This is a genomic window from Allomuricauda sp. NFXS6 (assembly GCF_040148835.1).
Classification (GTDB): domain Bacteria; phylum Bacteroidota; class Bacteroidia; order Flavobacteriales; family Flavobacteriaceae; genus Flagellimonas.
The window spans coordinates 55,884-74,179 of record NZ_JAGEMG010000012.1 but is presented as its reverse complement, the minus strand read 5'-3'; the positions used below and the strand labels follow the sequence as shown (position 1 = coordinate 74,179).

13 protein-coding genes and 1 riboswitch are annotated in these 18,296 nt (G+C 42.8%); of the genes, 6 read left to right on the top strand and 7 right to left on the bottom strand.

The annotated features are described in order from the left end of the window. The 3 genes from J4E06_RS16000 to metK all read right to left on the bottom strand — a co-directional run bounded on the left by J4E06_RS16000 (nt 1) and on the right by metK (nt 5,161). Entirely contained in the window at nt 1-1,275 is a 1,275-nt protein-coding gene (locus tag J4E06_RS16000; protein WP_349525000.1) for an O-acetylhomoserine aminocarboxypropyltransferase/cysteine synthase family protein, read from the bottom strand. A 116-nt stretch (nt 1,276-1,391) separates the two neighbouring features. Further along, a riboswitch (SAM riboswitch) is annotated at nt 1,392-1,499 on the bottom strand. Nucleotides 1,500-1,760: 261 nt separating this feature from the next. Beyond that, entirely contained in the window at nt 1,761-3,695 is a 1,935-nt protein-coding gene (locus J4E06_RS15995; RefSeq protein WP_349524999.1) for a CocE/NonD family hydrolase, read from the bottom strand. Between the two features lie 212 nt (nt 3,696-3,907). Continuing rightward, entirely contained in the window at nt 3,908-5,161 is a 1,254-nt protein-coding gene (metK, locus tag J4E06_RS15990) for a methionine adenosyltransferase (RefSeq protein WP_349524998.1), read from the bottom strand. Nucleotides 5,162-5,484: 323 nt separating this feature from the next. Between metK and J4E06_RS15985 the strand changes: the two genes are divergently transcribed. The 3 genes from J4E06_RS15985 (at nt 5,485) to J4E06_RS15975 (ending at nt 8,336) form a co-directional block, all read left to right on the top strand. Continuing rightward, entirely contained in the window at nt 5,485-6,102 is a 618-nt protein-coding gene (locus tag J4E06_RS15985) for a deoxynucleoside kinase (protein ID WP_349524997.1), read from the top strand. Between the two features lie 100 nt (nt 6,103-6,202). Then, nucleotides 6,203-7,480 carry a serine hydrolase domain-containing protein gene (locus tag J4E06_RS15980; RefSeq protein WP_349524996.1) on the top strand — a complete coding sequence of 426 codons (1,278 nt, stop codon included), beginning with the start codon at nt 6,203-6,205 and terminating at the stop codon, nt 7,478-7,480. A 139-nt stretch (nt 7,481-7,619) separates the two neighbouring features. Beyond that, nucleotides 7,620-8,336, top strand: coding sequence for an energy transducer TonB (locus tag J4E06_RS15975; protein WP_349524995.1), 717 nt, complete (start codon nt 7,620-7,622; stop codon nt 8,334-8,336). A gap of 201 nt (nt 8,337-8,537) precedes the next feature. Here J4E06_RS15975 and J4E06_RS15970 read toward each other — a convergent pair whose 3' ends face one another. From J4E06_RS15970 to J4E06_RS15955, 4 genes are all read right to left on the bottom strand, one after another. Next, the gene (locus tag J4E06_RS15970; RefSeq protein ID WP_349524994.1) at nt 8,538-10,940 is read right to left on the bottom strand and encodes a sodium-translocating pyrophosphatase; all 2,403 of its coding nucleotides are present in this window, start codon (nt 10,938-10,940) and stop codon (nt 8,538-8,540) included. Between the two features lie 115 nt (nt 10,941-11,055). Further along, nucleotides 11,056-11,583, bottom strand: coding sequence for an inorganic diphosphatase (locus J4E06_RS15965; RefSeq protein WP_349524993.1), 528 nt, complete (start codon nt 11,581-11,583; stop codon nt 11,056-11,058). A gap of 361 nt (nt 11,584-11,944) precedes the next feature. Next, nucleotides 11,945-14,440 (bottom strand): DUF5686 family protein, encoded by a 2,496-nt coding sequence (locus J4E06_RS15960; RefSeq protein WP_349524992.1) that lies wholly within the window; start codon nt 14,438-14,440, stop codon nt 11,945-11,947. Between the two features lie 158 nt (nt 14,441-14,598). Continuing rightward, on the bottom strand, nt 14,599-15,579 hold the full coding sequence (locus tag J4E06_RS15955; protein WP_349524991.1) for a pyruvate dehydrogenase complex E1 component subunit beta: 981 nt from the start codon (nt 15,577-15,579) through the stop codon (nt 14,599-14,601). Nucleotides 15,580-15,746: 167 nt separating this feature from the next. On the opposite strand from J4E06_RS15955, the gene J4E06_RS15950 reads away from it, so the two are divergent. The 3 genes from J4E06_RS15950 (at nt 15,747) to J4E06_RS15940 (ending at nt 18,293) form a co-directional block, all read left to right on the top strand. Further along, entirely contained in the window at nt 15,747-16,493 is a 747-nt protein-coding gene (locus J4E06_RS15950) for an electron transfer flavoprotein subunit beta/FixA family protein (RefSeq protein WP_349524990.1), read from the top strand. Between the two features lie 109 nt (nt 16,494-16,602). Beyond that, nucleotides 16,603-17,571 carry an electron transfer flavoprotein subunit alpha/FixB family protein gene (locus tag J4E06_RS15945; protein ID WP_349524989.1) on the top strand — a complete coding sequence of 323 codons (969 nt, stop codon included), beginning with the start codon at nt 16,603-16,605 and terminating at the stop codon, nt 17,569-17,571. 89 nt (nt 17,572-17,660) lie between these two features. After that, nucleotides 17,661-18,293 carry a bifunctional nuclease family protein gene (locus J4E06_RS15940; RefSeq protein ID WP_349524988.1) on the top strand — a complete coding sequence of 211 codons (633 nt, stop codon included), beginning with the start codon at nt 17,661-17,663 and terminating at the stop codon, nt 18,291-18,293. Nucleotides 18,294-18,296 lie beyond the last annotated feature (3 nt).

Sequence of the window (18,296 nt, the reverse complement as noted above, 5' to 3'; positions counted from 1 at the left end):
TTAAATACTTGCAAAGGCATTTTTTAGATCTGTCTTTAGATCGGACAAATCTTCCAAGCCTACGGACAATCGAATCAAATCTTGGGTTACCCCTGCGGACTCTTGATCTTCTGCACTCAACTGTTGGTGCGTTGTACTTGCAGGGTGGATAATCAAGGATTTTGTATCGCCAATATTGGCCAACAACGAAAATAGTTTGGTCTCGTCCGCAATTTTCTTGGCGGCCCCATATCCTCCCCTAACACCAAAGGTAACAATACCACTTTGTCCATTGGGCAAGTACTCATCCGCCAAGGCTTTATAGGTACTGGAATCCAACCCTGGATAGTTTACCCACTCAACTTCCTCCCTGGTTTCCAGCCATTGTGCCAATGCCAGAGCATTCTCGCTGTGTTTTTTCATGCGAATTTCCAAGGTTTCCAATCCTTGAATAATCTGAAAGGCATTAAAAGGGCTCAAGCATGCCCCGTGATCCCGTAATCCTTCCACCCGAACCTTGGCAATATATGCTGCTGGTCCAAGTGCATCATGATAGACCAATCCGTGATATCCTGGAGAAGGTTCAGTGAATTCCGGGAACTTACCATTGGCCCAATCAAAATTACCTGCGTCGATTATAACGCCGCCCAGAGCCGTCCCGTTGCCATTAATGTATTTGGTAAGGGAATGAATGACAATATTGGCCCCATGTTCGATTGGGTTCAATAGTGCTGGCGAAGCAACGGTATTATCCACAATAAATGGTACCTGCGCTGCTTTAGCTTCTTTGGAAATTGCTTTTAAATCCAGCACATCCAACTTTGGATTGCCCAAGGATTCCACAAAAAAAGCTCTGGTATTCTCTTTTACGGCTTTACCAAAATTGGATGGATCCGATGGGTCCACAAATGTTGTGGTAATGCCCAAACGAGGTAGGGTAACGCTAAATAGATTATATGTGCCACCATACAAGCTGTTGGAAGCCACAATATGATCCCCAGCCTTGAGCAACACCAACAATGCGGTGTTTATAGCTCCGGTGCCCGAAGCTGTGACGACTGAGGCAATTCCGCCTTCCAAAGCGGCAAGTCGCTGCTCCAGAATATCGTTTGTCGGGTTATTAATCCTTGTGTAAATATTTCCAAACTCTGCCAAAGAAAAAAGATTGGCCGCATGATCGGAATCGTTGAAAACATAGGCTGAACTCTGATAAATGGGCACCGCTCTTGTTCCACCGTTTGCTGTTACATCGTGTCCTGCGTGCAGGGCATTGGTAGAAAATTTTTGATCGCTCATGACTTTTGCTTTTTTAAATTTTTTTTTAACCGAAAAATTAAAAAGTCAAACTCTTAGCCCGTGGGCGTAAGAAAATCAAAAAGTTATAAGAAAATGAAATCGAAAATGGTCGATTGTCGTTATCTATACCCAACTGGGATAGAATGTAGCACCTTCTCGGCACTGGGGGCCAAGGGTTGCTAAGGCTTCAAAGGGTCTATTCCCTCCACCTTTCTTGATAACTAATCAATACTTGTTTGAACTTTGTTGGACAAATATACTGATGGAATTATAGAATTTCCTAATCTTTTGGGAATTTTTCATCAATAGACCTGTCCCGCAGGTTTACAAAACCATATGTTGAATATCCCTAATCAAAGAGGATACATTGTCTCTTCGAGCGCAGTCGAGAAGTTATTCAACCAAACATCTTAAAAATGAGGTCTCGACTGCGCTCGACCTGACAACTCTTTTGTTTATGGATTAATCGCGTTCAATCAAATCATTTATTTCAGTACTGTAAACTCAATATTGGAATCGGTGAAAACGGTATGCGTTTGTGTTTTGAAATCATCTTCATCCGCCTTAAAAATATTCTCCACATACGTTTGTGGATTCAAATCGATAAGCGGGAACCATGTGCTTTGCACCTGAATCTGCAATTTGTGCCCCTTTTTAATAGTATGGAACACATCTTGAAGCTTGATGTTCACATCTGTCTTTTTATTTGGCGTGAACGGTTCTGGGTCGGAAAAGCTGTTCCTAAATCGACCGCGGAGCACCTCGCTCCTAACCATTAAATGGTAATTGCTCATTTTTAGGTGATCCTGCATTTCCTCATTGGTCTCGGCATCAGCTGGGTGCACATCGATTACTTTAACAATCCAATCGGCTGCCGTGCCCGTGGTGGCCACTTTTAGTTTAGCCAAAATATCCCCTGCCAAGGTGAGGTCTTCCTCCATCACATCGGTTTCGAACACCAAAACATCGGGACGGCGAGCGGCGAAACGCTGATCGTCCGTCATGTATTTTCTTGGAGTGAAGACGGTCTTCACATCTTCGGAATAGGGAACAGGTTTCTTCACATTACTGATAAACTGAATTCCCGTGGTTCCTTTCTGTTCTGAAGTGAGTTCTTGATCTTCGGACAAATACATAGTTTGTTTGGTGGCATTCTCCGGTGGCCAGTCATCATACTTTTTCCACTCTTTTCTACCCGTATCAAACACATAGGCTTCGGGCAAGCCTGAATCCATATCGCCTTCCCCTTTTAGGAAGTGGTTGAAGAACTTCGTCTCAATTTCTTTTTGAAAAAACAAGGAAATGGAATCTCCAAAATAGTAGTTGCCCACCGTATTGCGCTGTTTGTCCCTAGCCCAAGCTCCGTGGTCCCAAGGTCCAAAGACCATCGTATTGTAATTGTTCTCGTTGTACTTTTCAATGTTTTTGTAGGTTTCCAAAGGCCCGTAAAGGTCTTCGGCATCAAACCAGCCTCCCACAACCATTGTGGCCACACTGCTCTTCACATCTTTCAAATGCTGGATTAGGCCTCTACTTTGCCACATAGCATCATAATTAGGGTGTTCCTTCAATTCGTTCCAAAAGAAATCATCGGTAACACCTTCGGGACGTATGGTCGGGGTATCGGCGGTTTCATATTCAAAAAAGTAATCCAAATTTTTGAGCGGCCCTGCATCCAAAAAGAACTGGTACTGATCTTCTGTTGGAAGTTCTGGCAGGGTATACCAAGCTGTATCAATGGGTTGGTCACCATTGGGACGCGGTGTTCCAAAAAGTGATGTAGCCCTGAAATAACTCAACAAATAAGCACCATTGTGGTGAAAGTCATCAAAAAAGAAATCCCCGATACTGGCCTGTGGTGAAGCGGCCTTTAATGCTGGATGCGCATCCACGGTTGCGTAGGTGGCATAAAATCCGGGATACGATATTCCCCAAACGCCAACATTTCCGTTGTTGTTCTCCACATTGTTCACCAACCATTCAATAGTATCGTATGTATCAGAGCTTTCATCAACTTGGTCATCGGAAGTTTTATTCGGAATGTAGGCTCGCATATTTTCGTAATGTCCCTCGCTGAGCCATCTTCCACGAACATCTTGGTAAACGATGATGTTTCCTTCTTTCATCAAGTGCTCATTGGGACCTATTTTAGTCCTAAAATTATCTTCTCCATAAGGTCTTGAACTATAAGGGGTCCGTTGCATAATGATGGGGTACGCTTTGGAAGTATCCTTCGGGGAGTAAATGGTGGTATGCAGTTTTATCCCGTCCCGCATTTCAATGTCGACTTCCTTTTTAGTATAATTGTCGGCAACAAAAGTGTCAACCTCCTGTACTTCGGTCTTCGTCGTTTTTTTACAACTGACGGTCACCGTCAACATTAAAATACTCAGAAACAGAATTCTAACGGAACTTCTCATATGTATTCTTTTTGATAGGCTAAAGCTACTAAAGTCCGCAATAGTATGCCAAAAAAAGCTGTCTAAAAGCTTTGTAGCACGTCATTCTGAATTCATTTCAGAATCTCATAATAATCATAAACAAATCGCTATGGGAACCTGAATCAAGTTCAGGTTGACGAAAATCTACCTTGAAGACAGCCTCCCTTTTTATTCAATGAAATAGCTTAAACCTATAAACCAAAGGTCTCTTTCACCTTATCCACCATATCCAATTTCTCCCAAGTGAAAAGTTCCACTTCTTTTTCAATCCTCCCATTATAAGGAGATTCAAAAACCTTGGTCACGGTTCTGGGTTCTTTGCCCAAATGACCGTAAGCAGCCGTTTCCGAATAAATGGGATTCCGAAGTTTTAAACGTTCTTCAATGGCAAAAGGTCGCATATCGAACAATTCTGATGCTTTGCGAGCGATTTCGCCATCCGTCATATCCACATTGGAAGAATTATAGGTGTCCACAAAAATAGATGTGGGTTCCACCACTCCAATGGCATAGCTCACCTGCACCAAAATTTCACCTGCAACACCCGCAGCCACCAAATTCTTGGCCATATGCCGAGCTGCGTAGGCTGCACTTCGGTCTACCTTGCTCGGGTCTTTCCCACTAAAAGCACCACCTCCGTGGGCACCCTTGCCCCCGTAGGTGTCCACTACTATCTTTCTTCCCGTAAGACCTGCGTCGCCGTGCGGACCTCCGATAACGAACTTTCCAGTGGGATTGATGTGATATTTAATGTTGTCCGTAAATAATTTTTGAATGCTCTCAGGCAACAACTTCTTTACTTCTGGAATCAAAATATTGATTATATCGTCCTTGATCTTGTTCAACATCGCATCATCAGCGTCAAATTCATCGTGTTGGGTAGAAACTACAATCGTATCAATACGTTGTGGGACATTATCATCTGAATACTCAATGGTTACCTGCGCTTTTGCATCGGGGCGCAGATATGGAATTCGGGCTCCTTCTCTTCTCAAATCGGCCAATACCTCCAATATTTTGTGTGAAATATCCAATGCCAAAGGCATATAGTTGTTGGTTTCCGTGGTAGCATAACCAAACATCATTCCTTGGTCGCCCGCACCTTGCTCTTCTTTGGTACCGCGATCTACACCTTGGTTGATGTCTTGCGATTGTTCGTGAATCAATGAAATCACTCCACAAGAATCTCCACTAAATTTATACTCACCTTTGGTGTAGCCAATTTTATTGATCACCTCACGGGCTATACTTTGCAAATCCACATAGGTATGGCTCTTTACCTCCCCTGCCAAAACCACTTGACCTGTGGTCACCATAGTTTCACAGGCCACTTTGCTCTCGGGGTCAAAGGCCAAAAAATTATCCAACAATGCATCACTGATCTGATCCGCAATCTTATCTGGATGTCCTTCACTAACGGATTCTGATGTAAACAAATACGCCATTTCTCTTTTTTAATATGAAGATTTGACAAAAGTGCGAAGAAGTTCAAAACTCTTATTGAAGAGATGCCAGCAGAAGCTGGCAAGAACTGCTTTAGCATTTTTCGTATACCTTTTAAAGGTCACCGAGGTTGCAATCAGTCAAATCTTTCCTCGTTTTGAAGGGCAAAAGTACGTATTTGCCCTATATTTTAAAACTTTGTTCGGTACAATTAACCAAGGGGTCATTTGAACCAGTTTTTTTTCTATAAGTGGATATACTTTGTATATTGCGATGATTAGAAATTCCCTGATCATTAAACACCAACTTAAAACACTAACACCCCATGCATATTGCTGTAGCAGGAAATATTGGCGCTGGAAAAACCACTTTAACAAACTTACTGGCAAAACATTATAAATGGGAGGCCCATTTTGAGGATGTGGTGGACAATCCCTATCTGGATGATTTTTATACCCAGATGGAACGTTGGAGCTTTAACCTTCAAATCTATTTCTTAAACAGCAGGTATCGTCAAATTTTAAAGATTAGGGAAAGTGGTAAGAGTGTCATTCAAGACAGGACTATTTACGAAGATGCCCATATTTTTGCCCCTAACCTCCACGCCATGGGCTTGATGACCAATCGCGATTTTGAGAATTACAAAGGCCTTTTTGAGTTGATGGAAAGCTTGGTGCAACCCCCAGACCTTTTAATTTACTTGCGCAGTTCCATCCCCAACTTGGTAAGCCAAATCCACAAACGTGGTCGTGAGTACGAAAATTCGATATCCATTGATTACCTCAGCCGTTTGAACGAACGCTACGAGGCTTGGGTAAACACCTACGAAAAAGGTAACTTACTCATTTTTGATGTGGACAATCTCAATTTTGTGGACAAGCCCGAGGATTTAGGGGAAGTGATCAACCGCATTGATGGTGAGATTCACGGGCTATTTGAATAGGGCTCTTTTACCCGACCTCCTTTCCCGTTTCTTCTGTACAGACAAAATATTAGGTATCTTTAGGTGCTTGTGCACGCTAAACAAACTAATATTCAGTTATATGAAAACTTTGCACCCAACCAAATATGCAACTTTACTTTTTGCGCTTTGCCTTCTTTTTACCTCCAATGCACAAGAACTTACAAAAGCCTCTCCTGAAGCAGTCGGGATGTCCTCCGACCGTTTGGAAGCACTTTCAAACACTTTTCAGGCTTATGTTGATGACGGGGAATTGCCCGGAGCCACAATTCTCGTAGCTCGAAAAGGCAAGGTTGCTTATTTTGAACCTTTCGGGAAAAATGATTTGGAGAACAACATTCCCATGACCCATACTTCCATGTTCAGGATAGCGTCACAGACCAAGGCAATTGTAAGTGTCGGTATCATGATGCTTCAGGAACAAGGGAAATTATTGATCACCGACCCAGTCGGAAAATACATTCCCGCTTTTATGGATACCAAGGTTGCCGTAAGCAAGGATGATGGTTCTTATGACATAGTAAAAGCGAACAGACCTATTACCGTACGTGATTTGTTGACACATACTTCCGGGGTTTCATATGGGCAAGGAATAGCTTCCGACCTCTGGGAAAAAGCTGAAATCCAAGGATGGTATTTTGCCGACCGTGAAGAACCTATCTTGGCCACAGTAACCCGAATGGCAGACCTGCCTTTTGAGTCGCAACCTGGGGAACAATTTGTTTACGGTTACAACACCGATATTCTTGGTGCTTTGATTGAAGTTGTTTCGGAAAAACCCTTGGATATATTTCTAAAAGAAAGCATTTTTGATCCTTTAGGGATGGCAGACGCACACTTTTACCTTCCAAAGGAAAAAAAACAACGCTTGGCGGTAGTGTATTCTCCCTCGGAAAATGGTTTGGAACCTGCACCAAATCCCGGAGGAATGATTGGGCAAGGTGCTTATGTGGAAGGACCTCGAAAAAGTTTTTCCGGTGGTGCCGGACTGTTGAGCACCTCAATGGACTACGCAAAATTCTTGCAGATGATGCTCAACAAAGGAACCTTTAACGGCAAACGCATTATTTCTCCAAAAACAGTTGAACTTATGACGGTAAATCATTTGGGCAAAGCAAGCTTTCCCTGGGTGGGAGGGACTGGTTTCGGCTTAGGCTTTTCCGTAGTTGAGGATTTGGGAGATAGGGGCACACTAGGTTCAGTTGGAGAATATGGGTGGGGCGGTGCCTATCATTCTTCCTATTGGGTAGACCCAAAAGAAGAATTGGTCGTGGTTTATTTCACCCAATTGATTCCCGCAGGCGATGTTGATGACCACGGAAAATTAAGGTCTCTAATCTACCAAGCGTTGGTAGATTAAACTTTTATTTCCATTTCCCTCAACCAAACAACCCCTTCACTCATTGCCGGTTTACTTCGGTTCTTTTTCAAAGTAGTTTAGGATTGGGATCACCCCACTGCTATTAACTATGCCTTTTTAGGCCAAAACTTTGAAAATTATGGAACCGAAAAAAAATCCACAACTTGATGTAAGACGAAACAGCCTGCTCTACTTTTTTGTAGGGATGACCTTGGTACTTCTGATGGCCTACTTGGCCTTGGAATGGAAAACCTACCACAACAATGATTCGTGGGATGTTAGTGGTTTAGAGGTGGATGAAGATTTGATGGAAGATGCGACCATTCTGAAACTGAAACTACCGGACCCGCCCAAACCTAAAATAAAAACGCCTCCAAAAATTGAAATTGCAGATGATGATGAGGACATCAAAGAAACCTTCATTGAACCAAATGATGTTGATCAAGATACCAAAGTGGCAGCGGTTGAGGATGTTGCTGTTGCCGAGGAGGACATTCCAGAAGAAATCCCTTTTATCCTGATTGAAAACGCACCCATCTTTCCTGGGTGTGAAAATGAAAAGACCGAAAAAGACAAGCGAGCGTGTTTTCAATCACAGATGCTGAAACACATTCGCAAAAACTTCCGTTATCCAGAAATTGCCCAAGAAATGGGACTTCAAGGCAGGGTAAGCGTTATTTTTACGGTACAAAAAGATGGTAGTATTGGGGATGTAAGGCTAAAAGGACCACACGAAAGTTTGGAAGAGGAAGCTGCAAGAATCATTTCGAAATTACCCAAACTGCAACCGGGAAAACAAAGGGGAACACCAGTGAAAGTTCCTTACTCAATTCCAATAACATTTAAGTTAAATTAAATACTAGTTCAAAGCTCTTTGTTGATTTATCACACGCCTTAGAGTAGGTTCGAAATGACTCGTACATTTTTTTCATTTCGAAATGAGGAAAGAAGAGACGATTGAAAAATCCTTTTGTTTTCTCTCCTCTAAAAACTGACATAGAACATAAAAAAACCACGCCAAAAGCGTGGTTTTTCTAGCTTTGTTTAAAAGCGAGAGCTAATTCTTTGCCTCAGCACTCTTATATTCTTCAATTTTTTCTTCAAGCTCTTCTTTAGTATCGGCCATAAACTCTTTGGTATCCGCTACCTCTTCACCGTTTACATTGGAACTAGAAGTAACAACGGCTTTAAATGCACCATCCGCAGTATTGCTTACCTCTATACGAATTTCCTTTTCTACCGCTTTGGTTTCTTTCATGCCCTCTTCGGTAATGGTGATCATGGTACCATCCGCTTTCATCATACCTACCTCGTCCGCAGGAGCAAGACTCACCAAACTAGGCGCAATGACCAAAGCCACTACAGACATCAATTTAAGCAAAATATTCAAGGAAGGACCTGATGTATCCTTAAAAGGATCTCCAACGGTATCTCCCACGACGGCTGCTTTATGGGCATCACTACCCTTGCGACCTTCACTTTCGATTGTTTTTTTGGCATTATCCCAAGCTCCACCGGCATTGGACTGGAAAATGGCCATGAGCACACCAGCAGTGGTTACACCGGCCAAAAGTCCACCTAACATTTCGGCCCCGCCAATAAAACCAACGGCTACGGGTACGGCAATGGCCAACAAGCCTGGCAAAACCATCTCTTTAATGGATGCCTGTGTAGAAATCTCCACACATTTTTGGTATTCTGCCTTGCCATCAGCGGCTTCAAAAATTTCCATATCCTCTTTACTGGCTTTGGAAAGGTCCGAATCGTACTTGCGCATAACGGCCAATGCGGCTTTTAATTCCGGTATATCCTTAAACTGTCGACGTACTTCTTCAATCATGGACATGGCTGCCCTACCTACGGCATTCATAGAAAGTGCCGAGAATACAAAAGGAAGCATTCCCCCTATTAAAAGTCCTGCCATAATATCAGGCTTTGACACATCGATGGACTTAACCCCGGCCGTTTTCATAAAGGCCGCAAAAAGTGCCAATGCAGTCAAAGCTGCCGAAGCAATGGCAAACCCTTTACCAATAGCAGCGGTAGTGTTCCCCACCGCATCCAATTTATCCGTACGTTCACGTACTTCACTGGGCAATTCGGCCATTTCGGCAATACCTCCGGCATTATCGGAAATAGGACCATAAGCATCAACAGCAAGCTGAATACCTGTATTGGCCAACATTCCCACGGCTGCAATAGCAATTCCATACAATCCAGCATAGTAGTGAGAAACCAAAATTGCCGCGGCGATCAAAATAATTGGTATTGCCGTGGACATCATTCCAACTCCAAGACCTGCAATAATATTCGTTGCGGAACCTGTTTCGGATTGACGCACAATGGAGTTAACGGGTTTTTTTCCTGTCCCTGTATAATATTCGGTTATCTTACCTACCAAAAGTCCTGCAACAAGTCCAGCTATGGTTGCCAAAAAGACACCCAATGAGGTATATTCCTTTCCATCTTCTACCCAAGATTCGGGCAACATTCCGTTGATAATAAAGTAGGAGGCAATCAACATTAATCCTGCTGATCCAAACTCTCCCACATTTAATGCGGTTTGGGGATTTCCACCATCTTTCACCCTCACGAAGAACGTACCAATGATCGACATTATAATACCCACGGCGGCCAAAGCCAAAGGTAAATATACAGCTCCAAGCCCATCAAACGCTGACTGGAATTCCGGCAAACCTGCGAAAACAGCACCCAAGACCATGGTACCGATAATGGAACCAACATAAGATTCAAAAAGGTCGGCACCCATACCTGCCACATCTCCTACATTATCGCCTACATTATCTGCAATGGTTGCTGGGTTCAATGGGTGGTCTTCAGGAATCCCTGCTTCCACTTTACCTACCAAATCGGCTCCCACATCGGCAGCTTTGGTATAAATACCTCCACCAACACGGGCAAAAAGCGCTATGGATGATGCGCCAAGAGAGAAACCCGAAAGTACATTGAGAACTTCGGCAATTTCCCAACCTTGTCCGCTGTAAATCATGAAAAGTCCGCTAAGCCCCAAAACACCAAGACCAACAACACCAAGACCCATAACGGCACCACCAGCAAAGGCAACCTCTAGAGCCTTGCCCAAGGAAGTTCTTGCCGCATTGGTTGTCCTTACATTGGCTTTGGTAGCGACCCTCATTCCAATAAATCCGGCCAAGGCGGAACAAATGGCCCCAACAATAAAAGAAACAGCGACCATTCCGTTGGAACCGGTCTCGTTACTTCCTTTAAAGAATAACAAAACGGCCACACAGACCACGAAGATGCTCAATATTTTATATTCAGCCTTTAAAAATGACATTGCCCCATCGGCAATATTCTTGGCAATCCTTGCCATTTTTTCGTTCCCGACCTCTTGTTTTGAAATCCATACATTCTTGATGAACACATAGAGAAGGCCCAAGACACCAAACACGGGCAAAAATTTTACGATTAAATCCATAGATTAGCTTGTTTAGAATTTTTTAACGCTAGCTAATGTAGTAAAATACGAAGTAATAAAAAAAATGCGCCTTTAATTATTAAAAGCGCATTTTTACAAAGCTATTATTGGCAATCTATATAGTGAATGTGCGTTTCTTTTTGTGGTCACTATTTTCATAGCGTTGAACGCATTCGTGATAGATTTGTACGGCCTCGTTTACGTCTCCCCAGCCACCGGTATCTACTTTCTTCTCTTCCAAATCTTTATACACCTGGAAGAAGTGCTCAATTTCTTTTAATCGGTGTGGGTTCAATTCACTGATATCATCCCTTTTGCTCCAAATGGGATCTGAAACCGGAACACAGATTATTTTTTCATCAGGACCTTTTTCATCAGTCATATGGAAAACCCCAACAGGTTTCACCTCGACCACCACCATGGGATAGGTAGGTTCGGTACAAAGCACCAAAACATCCAACGGGTCCCCATCCAAGGCCAAGGTTTCGGGAATAAATCCATAATCCCCTGGGTACATCATTGATGAAAACAGGGTTCTGTCAAATCGAATTTTGTTAAGGGTAAAATCGTATTCGTACTTGTTTCTACTACCTTTGGGAATTTCTACCAGTACATCAAAGGTAGTACGTGGTTTTTTAGACATATTAGCGATATATTTATTTTGCAAAAATAACCAGTATAACTGGAATAGGGCGTATAAATTGGCTGTTTCGTTTTAAATAAAAGAATTTCTTGAAACGAACAATCAAAGAGGAGGGGCCGTAGATGTATTTCACTTGTTTTATTTGCACCCTTTAGTTCAAAAACCCAAATTCCGTTATTTGGATTCCCGTTTTCACGGGAATGACAATAAAAAAGGAGTTCCGTTACAGAAGGATAACCAAAGGTCCCGAGGAATTCTGTTGAATCAACTACATCGGGGCTAGCCCAGGAGGTATTCAAACGAACAAACCTTAAAACCATTTCGACGCAGAGCATCGGGAAATTAAACCCATTTAATGGGATTAAAAGCTAAATCCGAAGGTTCCGGTTACCCCAAAAGCTCTGGCGTTTGGATTTTCCAAGTAGTTCCCCCTAAAATTGAAGTCAATTCGAAATATTTTAAAAATATTCCCCACCCCAAAGGAATACTCCCAGTATATCGGATTCTCCGGAGCCATCAATGGTATATTCGTAGGCGAACTCAAAGCAATATTCTCTTCGGACAATTGGCCCCAAGCTCCACGTATACCCACAATTTCCCTAAGGTTCAGCTTGCGTAGAAAAGGAACTCTGGAGAACAAACGGCCATTAAAGTTATGTTCCAAGTGCACCGTTGCATAGGTGTCGGTCACAAATTCGTAAAAATCCAGGTTTGGAAAAGCATTGAAGAGGGTAAAAAGGGTTTGGTTGCCCGGAATCACATTCAATAGTCCCAATGGCACTGCTCCAAAAGTTTTACCAAGCTCAACACTACTGGTCAATCGACCAAAACCTCCTACTTGCCAAGGTTGTTTATAGGAAAATTGAATTTTTTCGTAATCAAAATCACTTTCCAAAAAACCGTCCACACCTTTGGTGTACTTAAGGACAAAAGTGCTGTAATCATCGTTAATGTCAGACCGTTCCACTCCGTAACCTATAGTGCGTTTGCCTGGAGTGTAAATCACAGTGGAATTGATATCAAACTGTTTTATTTCTGATGAAACCCCAGTGGGCGATTCTGGATCTATGTAGTCCAAACTAAATGCATCGGGCAAGGCCGAACTCAAGGTACGAAACGAGCCGCCCACCCTAACCCTAAAATTTTTCAGCGGTTCCATATCCAAATTGAAGGTGGACAGGTTAATATTGGTCAAACGGTCGTTGGAACCAACGGTAATCAATGCCGAAGAAGCCACACTTCTCCCCATCACATCATTGGTGCTTGTGAGGCTAAGACCCAACTGTTCAATATCCCGTCTGTTTCCTCCAGAAATTATCAGTCTGTTCTTGCGGTCGAGCAAAAACTTTCCTAAAAAGCCGTGTTTAAACTTTTTATCATTAAAACCGTAGGCCATATAACCCTCCAACCGCCACATATCATTTTGGCCAAAATACGTACGTGCGCCACCTCGCAAACGAATCCCCTCGGCATCGTTAAAACCGACCGAACTATAAATATCACCTAGGTCAATATTCCATTTGTCGATTTCGATATAACCAGAGCCCAAAACACTTACAATATCATAATAAGTTCGGAATTTGGGAACGGTTTTTAAGGTGTCCAGTAGTTTAAAAATTCCAGATTCATCATCACTCAAGCTTTCCAAACGGGCATTTTTCCAAAAAATACTGTCCTGCGAGAAAACCCTTGGATCGTATGGGTCGGCAACTGCCTTGTAAAAATCTTCGGGTCTGCGGTTGTTAAAGTTGTAATTATCAAAAACCGTGGTACGTTTTCCATAAACCCCGCGAGAATCCTCTTTTTTTGAAAAACTAAAATCACTCAACATATAATCCCGCTTCAATAAAAAGACGGAATCGCTGACCACCTCAAAATCCTGTTCTATATAAATTTCTTTTACCCAATTGATATTGGCACTCTTGGTGACCTGCATATTGATTTTTTTGATAGCAAAGGTGGTATCGTTCACCCAAAAATCCCCTTTAAAGGTGAGTTCGTTTTTACGCCTCGGGTAATAAATAATATTGTAGCACCACTTATTATCTATAAATGTACTGTCGGACAATACGTAGTTGTAGACATCAATTCCGGTTTTGGACAAGGGACTGGTGAAGCTTTTATCAAAAAACTTAAGGTAATTATCATAAATATCGTAATCGGAGTAGAGATCCTCAACAAAGGCGGTTATGGCCTGATTACCGCTAAAGCCTGAACTTTTATTTCCCAAAACATCTTCTTTCTCCCTATCCATTATATTGTCGCCATACACTTTGGAAAAAGTTTCGTTGAGGAACATGGGCAAATAGGTTTTTCCAGTGATTCTTGAAGTATCCAAATCCTCGAACATAAACTCCAACCCTTTAAAAAGTTTACTTTTGATCAATGCACTGTCGATAGTATTGAGGTCAAACTCAATTTTTTCATACTTATCATATTGGTACTGCTTGAACTTGCGTAACCCATTCTCCCGTTTTTTGGCCCATATTTTTCGAAGGATGTCTATGGCGGGATTGTTCTTTTTGGACCGTTTCCCCGTATATACGATTACCTCCTGAAGCTGCTCGGTAGATTCGGTGAGTGTAATCTTCATTCCATAATTCACTTTTTGCTCCAAGGGAATCTCTTTGGTCTCATAACCAATAAACGACACTTTGATGGCTTCGTACGTTTGGTCGGATTCCATATAAAAGTGTCCGTTATCGTTGGTAATGGTTCCTTCGGAAGAATTGGCGAATATGATATTGGCAAAGGCAATAGGCATGCCCGTATCATCGGTAACTACACCTTCAATCTTGGTTTGTGCAGTAACGCTGGTAATAAAAATCAGAAAAAAGACGGAAAAGAATCTTTTCATAGGCAGATATAAGGGACAATTGGGGAAAGCACTAGGGCTTGTTCCCATTCAATTTAGGTGTCAAATTTGGTTCAAAGTAATTTCTAATCAAAAAAAATTCCCTAAAAAAAAGCCCCGCCAACATAGTTGACAGGGCTAATATACCTCAAAATATGATCCTATAACTTATATAACACTTTCTTAACAGCCTTTATCACATCTTCGTGGTTGGGCAACCACTCAGCCAAAAGTACAGGAGAATATGGTGCGGGAGTATCTGCAGTGTTCAGTTTTACGATAGGTGCATCCAAAAAGTCGAATGCCTTGTCTTGCACATGGTAAATAATTTCGGTGGCCACGTTGCCAAAAGGCCATGCTTCTTCCAAAATCACCATTCTGTTGGTTTTCTTTACAGATTCAAGAATCGTATTGTGGTCCATTGGACGCACTGTCCTCAAATCAATAATTTCACAGCTTATACCATCCTTCTCCAATTCATCGGCAGCCTTGTAGGCTTCTTTTATTATTTTTCCGAAAGAAACAATGGTCACATCCGTTCCTTCTCTTTTGATGTCGGCAACACCTAAAGGAATCGTGTACTCGCCTTCGGGCACCTCACCTTTATCACCGTACATTTGCTCTGACTCCATAAAAATAACGGGGTCATCATCGCGAATGGCAGCTTTCAACAATCCTTTTGCATCGGCAGGATTCGAAGGAACTACAACCTTGAGCCCGGGAGTATTGGCATACCAGCTTTCAAAAGCTTGGGAGTGTGTTGCTCCCAATTGCCCCGCAGAAGCTGTTGGGCCTCTAAATACGATAGGGCAATTGAACTGCCCACCGGACATCTGTCGGATTTTGGCCGCGTTGTTTATTATTTGATCAATTCCCACTAAAGAGAAATTGAATGTCATAAATTCTATAATGGGCCTATTGCCGTTCATTGCAGAGCCAACACCGATACCGGCAAAACCCAGCTCCGAAATGGGGGTGTCAATCACCCGCTCAGGGCCGAATTCATCCAACATACCTTTGGAAGCTTTGTAGGCACCGTTGTACTCGGCTACCTCCTCGCCCATCAGATAAATGGTATCATCCCTTCGCATTTCTTCGGACATAGCCTCGGCTATTGCCTCCCTAAACTGTAATGTTTTCATTAAATCGTACTAAATGTTTATAGTCTGCTTAAAAACGCAAGCAAAAATAGCAAAAACTACCCGAAAATAGCTTGGGGAAAATCCAAAAAAAGAACAAAATTTATTATGCATGCATAATAAATTTCGGATTTTATACCTATATTTGAGCAGATAAACCTTAAGTATATATGAAGATTTTAGTTTGCATAAGCAACGTACCGGATACTACTTCCAAAATCAATTTTACGGAAGGCGATACCAAGTTTGACACAAACGGGGTTCAATTTGTTATTAATCCAAATGATGAGTTTGGACTTACCCGAGCCATGTGGTTCAAGGAAAAACAAGGCGCAACAGTACATGTGGTCAATGTTGGCGGGGCCCAGACCGAGCCCACCATCAGAAAAGCACTGGCCATTGGTGCCGACGAGGCCATACGAGTGGATGCAGAGCCGAAAGATGGTTTTTTTGTGGCCCAGCAACTGGCCGAAGTGGTCAAAAATGGGGACTATGACCTCGTTATCGCCGGAAGGGAATCCATCGACTACAACGGTGGCATGGTCCCAGGAATACTGGCTACTTTATTGGATATGAACTTTGTGAACACTTGCATCAGTTTGGAAATTGATGGAGATACGGCAACCGCAGTTCGCGAAATTGATGGCGGTAAAGAAACCATAAGCACTTCGCTTCCATTGGTTATCGGCGGACAAAAAGGATTGGTTGAGGAAAGTGACCTTCGTATTCCCAATATGAGAGGTATTATGATGGCACGTAAAAAAACATTGAATGTAGTAGAACCCGTTGATGCCGAACAACCCACGCATGACCAAAAATTTGAAAAACCTGCGGCCAAAGGTCCAGTTAAGTTGGTCGATGCCGGGAACGTAGGCGAATTGGTAGAACTACTGCACAACGAAGCAAAAGTGATTTAAGGCTCAGCCAAATCATTCCGTCCCCATAGTTATCGGGATTGTTTCGGAAACTATTCATAAGTCATAAAGTTCCTGAACCAAGTTCAGGAAAAAATTTAAAGAAATTTTTATGTCAGTACTAGTATATACAGAATCCCTCAAGGGAAAATTCAAAAAAAATGCCTTCGAAGTGGCCTCTTATGCCCATAAAGTGGCCCAAGATTTAGGCACAACCGTTACAGCCGTCTCTTTTAATGCAGAGGACGATGCTTCATTGGGAACCTACGGGGTTTCCAAGGTTTTAAAAGTCTCAGATGATTCCTTGGCTACTTTCAATGCCAAAGCTTATGCCGATGTGTTGACACAGGCAGCCAAAGCAGAAGACGCAAAAGTAATTGTGTTGAGCTCCAGCGCGGACAGCAAGTTTTTGGCGCCCATCCTTGCGGCAAAATTAACTGCGGGGTATGTGCCCAATGTGGTTTCCGCACCGGAAAGCACCTCACCTTTCGTGGTGAAACGCACCGCGTTCAGTAACAAAGGTTTTGCCATGACAGAGATTTCTTCTGACGTTAAAGTAATAGGAGTTTCCAGCAATGCCTTTGGTGTTGTCGAAAACAACATTTCAGCTTCCGTGGAAGACTTTAGCGCATCCTTGGGTGACGATGCCTTTGCGGTAAAATCGATGGAAGTGGATAGAGTGGTCGGAAAAGCTACCATCGCCGATGCCGATATCGTGGTTTCTGGAGGTCGTGGACTCAAAGGTCCCGAAAACTGGGGTATGGTTGAAGAATTGGCCGATGTATTGGGAGCTGCAACCGCTTGTTCCAAGCCCGTTTCCGATATGGGATGGCGCCCACATGGCGAACACGTAGGGCAAACCGGTAAGCCCGTGGCCAGTAATCTATACATCGCCATCGGCATTTCTGGAGCCATTCAACATTTGGCAGGGATAAATGCTTCTAAGGTAAAAGTGGTCATCAACAACGACCCCGAAGCACCTTTCTTTAAGGCAGCGGATTACGGAATAGTTGGGGACGCCTTCGAGGTGGTGCCCGAACTCATCGAAAAATTAAAAGAATTTAAAGCCCAAAACGCTTAAATTTTGTTAATTTGCCCATTGCAAGGGGCTGTTCGGATAACTGGCAAAGCCACTTATTTGAACAGCCCTTTTGCTTTAGGAGGAGATATATGAGTTTAGTACGATTAAAAATAAAGGGGATTTCATACAGCCAAACACAGAATGGCGCGTACGCCCTTATTTTAAATGAAGAGGAGGGAGACAGAAAACTTCCCATTGTTATAGGCGCATTTGAAGCACAGTCCATTGCCATTGCTTTGGAAAAAGAGATAAAACCGCCTAGACCTTTGACCCATGACTTGTTCAAAAACTTTGCGGACAGGTTCAAAATAGTAGTCAAGCAGGTGATTATCCATAAATTGGTGGATGGTGTTTTTTATTCCAGTATAATATGTGAGCGTGATAACGAAGAGGAAATTATCGATGCTCGCACCAGCGATGCCATTGCGCTTGCATTACGGTTCGATGCTCCCATTTTTACATACAAGACCATTTTGGACAAAGCAGGGATCTTCTTAAAGTTCTCTTCCAAAGAGAAAGAGGAGGAAGATGATGACGACAGCATCATGGTGGATGAAATCCTTCAAGAAGGCGAAGCGGTGGAATTGGAATCCGGTTCCGACACCCATGGATACCGAGAAATGTCCCTACAAGAACTCCATAAAGAATTAGATAAGGCTGTGGCCAGCGAAGACTACGAAAAGGCGGCCAAATTGAGGGATGAGATTTCCAAGCGCAAATAAACA

What these genes read in the sequence shown, in the direction of transcription:
- J4E06_RS15960 (WP_349524992.1), bottom strand. Translation starts at nt 14,440, where the DNA reads ATGAAAAGATTCTTTTCCGTCTTTTTTCTGATTTTTATTACCAGCGTT.
- J4E06_RS15950 (WP_349524990.1), top strand. Translation starts at nt 15,747, where the DNA reads ATGAAGATTTTAGTTTGCATAAGCAACGTACCGGATACTACTTCCAAA.
- metK (WP_349524998.1), bottom strand. Translation starts at nt 5,161, where the DNA reads ATGGCGTATTTGTTTACATCAGAATCCGTTAGTGAAGGACATCCAGAT.
- J4E06_RS15945 (WP_349524989.1), top strand. Translation starts at nt 16,603, where the DNA reads ATGTCAGTACTAGTATATACAGAATCCCTCAAGGGAAAATTCAAAAAA.
- J4E06_RS15955 (WP_349524991.1), bottom strand. Translation starts at nt 15,579, where the DNA reads ATGAAAACATTACAGTTTAGGGAGGCAATAGCCGAGGCTATGTCCGAA.
- J4E06_RS15985 (WP_349524997.1), top strand. Translation starts at nt 5,485, where the DNA reads ATGCATATTGCTGTAGCAGGAAATATTGGCGCTGGAAAAACCACTTTA.
- J4E06_RS15970 (WP_349524994.1), bottom strand. Translation starts at nt 10,940, where the DNA reads ATGGATTTAATCGTAAAATTTTTGCCCGTGTTTGGTGTCTTGGGCCTT.
- J4E06_RS15980 (WP_349524996.1), top strand. Translation starts at nt 6,203, where the DNA reads ATGAAAACTTTGCACCCAACCAAATATGCAACTTTACTTTTTGCGCTT.
- J4E06_RS15995 (WP_349524999.1), bottom strand. Translation starts at nt 3,695, where the DNA reads ATGAGAAGTTCCGTTAGAATTCTGTTTCTGAGTATTTTAATGTTGACG.
- J4E06_RS15975 (WP_349524995.1), top strand. Translation starts at nt 7,620, where the DNA reads ATGGAACCGAAAAAAAATCCACAACTTGATGTAAGACGAAACAGCCTG.
- J4E06_RS15940 (WP_349524988.1), top strand. Translation starts at nt 17,661, where the DNA reads ATGAGTTTAGTACGATTAAAAATAAAGGGGATTTCATACAGCCAAACA.
- J4E06_RS16000 (WP_349525000.1), bottom strand. Translation starts at nt 1,275, where the DNA reads ATGAGCGATCAAAAATTTTCTACCAATGCCCTGCACGCAGGACACGAT.
- J4E06_RS15965 (WP_349524993.1), bottom strand. Translation starts at nt 11,583, where the DNA reads ATGTCTAAAAAACCACGTACTACCTTTGATGTACTGGTAGAAATTCCC.